Source organism: Aurantimicrobium sp., assembly GCF_036667855.1.
Classification (GTDB): domain Bacteria; phylum Actinomycetota; class Actinomycetes; order Actinomycetales; family Microbacteriaceae; genus Aurantimicrobium.
Map to the genome: position 1 here is coordinate 1 of NZ_JAVWTF010000072.1, position 4889 is coordinate 4889.

Genomic DNA, 4889 nt, shown 5'->3' on the forward strand with positions numbered 1-4889 from the left:
TGACTACCGGACCCAATCCCTTGCAAACTTAGAAACGGCTCCCTATTAGAACTCCAACTTTTGGGGTTCAGTTCAATGCGGGGGTTTTCTTCATGAAGACTCGTTCATTAGTGCTGCAGTTCGCGAGCCATTTCTTCGGTACTCGCCGGACGCTTCAAAATGACGGCAATAGCAATCAAGCCCAACGATGCAATGGCACCGATGAGGAATGCTGATCGCATACCGCCTGCGAGTGCTTCAACATCTGTTGCGCCGCCGTCACGAAGACCAGCAGAGATGATGGTCATCACGGTCACAAAGAGAGCAGTACCTGCTGCACCTGCAAGCTGCTGCAATGTTCCGATCGTGGCACTGGCATAGCTATAGAGCTGTGGAGGAACTGAACTGAGAGACAACGCAAACAGGGGAGTGAACAGGAACGCTAAGCCCACGCTCAAGAGCGAGTAGCTGCCAAAGACGAACCATATTGAAGTTTGCGTTCCAAATGTGGTCATGGTCCAGAACGCAACGCTGACGGCGACCGCTCCAGGAATGAGCAGTCGTTGTGGTCCGTGCTTGTCATACATGCGACCCACGACAGGTCCCAACAGGCCCATGGCCAGGCCACCAGGCAACATCATGAGGCCCGTAGTGAGAGGTTCGACGCCCAGCACGTTTTGCATGTAGATCGGAATAAGGATTCCGGCACCAAAAAGGATCAGCATGCCGATACCCATAATGCCCATTGCTTCTGTGAAGGAACGTGAGCGGAAAGTGCGAAGGTCAAGAAGTGCAGAATCTGTCTTCTGAAGGCGTGACTGACGTTGTAGGAACAGAGCAAAGAAAACGACGCCAATACCCAGTGGAATCCACGGCGACACAGCAGCAACACCGCGTGCGGCATCTGCAAAGGAGCTGAGTCCATAGATCAGACCTGAGAACGCAAACGCGCTCAAGATGACGGAGAGGACATCGATAGGAATCTTGCGAGGCTCTTGACTGTTGGAAATGCGGATGGTTCCGATGATCAAGGTCACAACACCGATGGGGAGCATGATCCAGAACAGCCAGCGCCAGTCCAAGACGCTGAGGACAAGACCTGAAAAAGCTGGACCAAGTGCAGGTGCTGCGGAGAGCACCAGAGAAATATTTCCGTTGATACGTCCACGCAGGTGTTCAGGAACCAGAACCATGACTGTGGTCATGAGCAACGGCATCATGATTGCCGTTCCGCTTGCTTGCAGAATTCGTCCAATAAGCAAGAACAAGAAATCTTGCGAAAGTGCAGCAACAAGTGTTCCCGTGGTGAAGAACGTCATCGCGGCGATATACATCGGCTTGGTACTAAATCGCTGCAGTAAGAAACCGGTGGTGGGGATGATGACGGCCATGGTGAGCATGTAGGCAGTGTTCAGCCACTGACCAGTACTTGGTTGGATGTTCAGCTGCTTCATAATCTGGGGAAGAGCTACACCCAGTGCCGTCTCGTTGAGGAAGACGACAAATGTCGACACCATGATGACGCCAAGAATGACCTTGTGTCTGGGGTCTAGTTTGTCGGAAACAGTAGGTGATTCCGAAGTAGACATTGTTACAGCGTAGCGACCCAATTGAGAACGAGTTGCGCAATCACGGCTTCAATGAGGTAGCTCACCAACACAATGATTGCGACCCAGCTGAGCAATGTTGTTCCGAGCTTCTGTGCCTTAGAGCCCCAGATACCGTGCTTCATGTTCCAGAAGGTCACTACCCAGAACAAAGGAATAGTTGCAGACCAGGTCACCATGCACCAGGGGCACAGAGTTCCAAGGACAAAGACAGACTGGCTGAACAGCCAGATCACAAAGGCAAGTGCGAAGGCAGCACCTATGTTTAAGCCACGCCAAAACCAGTTCGCGTAACGCGCGCCAGCAAGCATGCTCACACCAATGGTGATCACAACAGACCACGCCATCAGGCCAATGATGGGGTTGGGGAAACCGAGTAGTGACCCCTGCCATGAACCAAGATTCTTTCCACACTGCACGATGACGCTGAAGTCGCAAGATGCTGCTTCTTCGGGGTGCAGCAACTTGTGAATCTTTTCCAGGGTCAATGCGAAGGCAGCTGTGAGGCCAACGAAACCCGCAATGATGAGAAATACAGGGTAGCCAACCGGGCGCTTTGAGTCTGTAGAAGTGATGCTCACCTACTCATTATTGTCCTGTGTGGGAATATTACGTTCAGGAACCACACAGGTGAGTGAAACCTGACATACTGGTATCAGTGCGAAGGCAACGTTCTCGCGCGACGTGACAAACAAGACTTTGCATAACAACGGTTATGCGCACGGGAGATCACCGCGATCGCCCGCCACAGTTCCAGAGCTACATGCCGGATTCCGTGGGAAGACATAAAGATTTATAGCCAGAATTCTTCGGAATTCTGCAAACGAGAATAGTTACATCCCCGTGACGCGGTGACGCAGGGGGTAACGGGGAGTACACCACTGATGGTGAATAACACCGAGAACGACGACAACGTTGTTGAAGAATTTGTGACCGAAGTAGTTTCTGAGGCCGTTGAGGTAGCTGAAGAGATTGTCGCTGAAGCCGTCGAGGTTGCCGAAGCAATAGTCGCTCAGGCAGAAGAAGTGGCGACGGAGATTGTCACTGAGGCAGAAGTAGAAGCGGCAGTTATCGAGGTAGCGGCCGAAGTACTCGCTGAAGCCGTCGTGGAAGCAGCCATTGTTGAGGCCCCCGTTGTCGAGAAGGTTGAATACCCCACCTTCGAAGCTAAAGAAGTAACCGACATCTTTTTCTTTGCTCCCAACCTTCCTGGTTCAGAGGACCGTGTTCCTTCTCGTGACGGCCGTGACCGTATGGAAGACCGTCGTCCCAACCGCAACAACCGACAGGAACGTGGCGCTTTTGGACAGGTAGAGGACGAAGGAAATGACGGGGGCACACTTCGTCGCCGCGTTCGTCAACGCCAGGGTGAAAACCGTGAGATTCAGGACGATTCGGGCAACACCGTCGTTCGAATTCGCACTCCACGAGCACCTGAACAAATCACCGAGCCTCAGCGCATCAAGGGCTCGACTCGACTTGAGGCAAAGAAGCAGCGCCGCCGTGATGGCCGTGATGCTGGTCGACGTCGCACAGTTGTCACTGAGAGTGAGTTCCTCGCTCGTCGTGAAGCCGTCGATCGCGCCATGATCGTTCGTGAAAAAGAAGATCGCGTACAGATTGGTGTGCTCGAGGACAACGTCCTCGTGGAGCACTATGTCGCTCGCGCTTCTGAAGCCAGCCTGATTGGAAACGTCTACCTCGGTAAGGTGCAGAACGTTCTTCCTTCGATGGAAGCCGCATTCGTTGACATTGGCCGTGGCCGTAACGCAGTCCTTTACTCAGGTGAGGTTGACTGGGATTCGGTCGAAACGGGAAACCAGCCACGCAAGATTGAGAATGCCCTCAAGCCCGGTGACAAGGTTCTCGTTCAGGTCACCAAGGATCCCGTAGGTCAAAAGGGTGCACGTCTGACCTCTCAGGTTTCACTTCCAGGTCGCTACTTGGTTTATGTACCCAACGGATCCATGAACGGCATCAGCCGTAAGCTGCCAGACACTGAGCGCACACGTCTCAAGCGCATCTTGAAGGAAGTTCTTCCCGAAAACGTAGGTGTTATTGTCCGCACCGCAGCCGAAGGTGCAACAGAAGAGCAACTCACCGTTGACGTTCAGCGACTAACCCAGCAGTGGGAAGAAATCTCGCGCAAGGCAGAGAATGATGCAGCTCCTGCCATCTTGCACAGTGAATCTGACCTGCTGATCAAGATTGTCCGTGATGTTTTCAATGAAGACTTCCACCGCATGATCATTCAGGGGGATATTGCCAAGGGCACCATCGAGAGTTACCTCAACCAAGTTGCTCCTGAGCTCCTTGAGCGTGTTTCTGCGTATGAAGGCACTCGTGATGCATTTGATGAGTACCGCATTACTGAGCAGATTGAAAAGGCTCTGGATCGCAAGGTCTGGCTGCCTTCAGGTGGATCACTGGTTATTGACCGCACTGAAGCTATGACCGTTGTGGACGTCAACACCGGCAAGTTTGTGGGTTCGGGCGGAAACCTCGAAGAAACCGTCACCAAGAACAACTTGGAAGCTGCAGAAGAAATCGTTCGCCAGCTCCGTCTGCGTGACATTGGTGGCATCATCGTTGTCGACTTCATCGATATGGTTCTTGAAACTAATCGTGATCTCGTGCACCGACGCCTAATCGAATGTCTTTCTCGTGACCGCACCAAGCACCAGGTTGCCGAAGTAACCTCCCTTGGTCTGGTCCAGATGACTCGAAAGAAGCTCGGACTTGGTCTACTTGAGACCTTCTCTGAGGCATGCCAGGTCTGTGCTGGACGCGGTGTCATTGTTCACCACGAACCCGTCACCCGCGCAGGTAACAACGGTGAATCCAACGCAGCAGAGCCACGTCGTCGTTCCAAGGGTCGTGGGGGAGACAAGCCAGTTGCTCCAGCAGTTGTTGCTCACCCCATTCCTGAAGGCGCCAAGAGTGCACTTGCGCAGATTGCAGCAAGCACCTTGGGTCACAGCACAGAAGACCATGTTGAGGCAGATTCTGCGGAAGAAGTTGTTGAAATCCTCGATATACCTGTTGTGAAGTCTGGTCGTGGCCGTAAGCCTCGTCTGTCAGCTGAAAATGCTGAAGTTATTCTCGAAAACGTTCTCGAAGCCCTACCTGAGCCCAAAGCAGCAGGTCAGGGTCGTGGACGTTCCCGTCGAGTTTCTACCGCAAATATCTCCACTGGTGAGGACCATGACGCCTCACTTGGTGAGGCATAAAGCGGTAGGGGAGTAATCCTGCTCACACGCCGGTCTTGTTGGTTTGACCACAGTGCGAGAAATGGCTATTCTT

At 52.9% G+C, this 4889-nt stretch carries 3 protein-coding genes; 1 reads left to right on the top strand and 2 read right to left on the bottom strand.

Going from position 1 to position 4889, the window contains the following annotated elements; all coding sequences use genetic code 11:
* Positions 1-107: 107 nt before the first annotated feature.
* Positions 108-1568, bottom strand: coding sequence for a DHA2 family efflux MFS transporter permease subunit (locus tag RR877_RS09670; RefSeq protein ID WP_332618952.1), 1461 nt, complete (start codon positions 1566-1568; stop codon positions 108-110).
* A gap of 2 nt (positions 1569-1570) precedes the next feature.
* On the bottom strand, positions 1571-2167 hold the full coding sequence (locus tag RR877_RS09675; RefSeq protein WP_280800323.1) for a vitamin K epoxide reductase family protein: 597 nt from the start codon (positions 2165-2167) through the stop codon (positions 1571-1573).
* A gap of 303 nt (positions 2168-2470) precedes the next feature.
* Between RR877_RS09675 and RR877_RS09680 the strand changes: the two genes are divergently transcribed.
* A complete protein-coding gene (locus RR877_RS09680) occupies positions 2471-4816 on the top strand; it encodes an Rne/Rng family ribonuclease (RefSeq protein WP_332618951.1) in 2346 nt (781 codons plus the stop codon).
* Positions 4817-4889 lie beyond the last annotated feature (73 nt).

Coding starts and splice junctions, on each gene's coding strand:
- RR877_RS09670 (WP_332618952.1), bottom strand. CDS start 1,568: ATGTCTACTTCGGAATCACCTACTGTTTCCGACAAACTAGACCCCAGA.
- RR877_RS09680 (WP_332618951.1), top strand. CDS start 2,471: ATGGTGAATAACACCGAGAACGACGACAACGTTGTTGAAGAATTTGTG.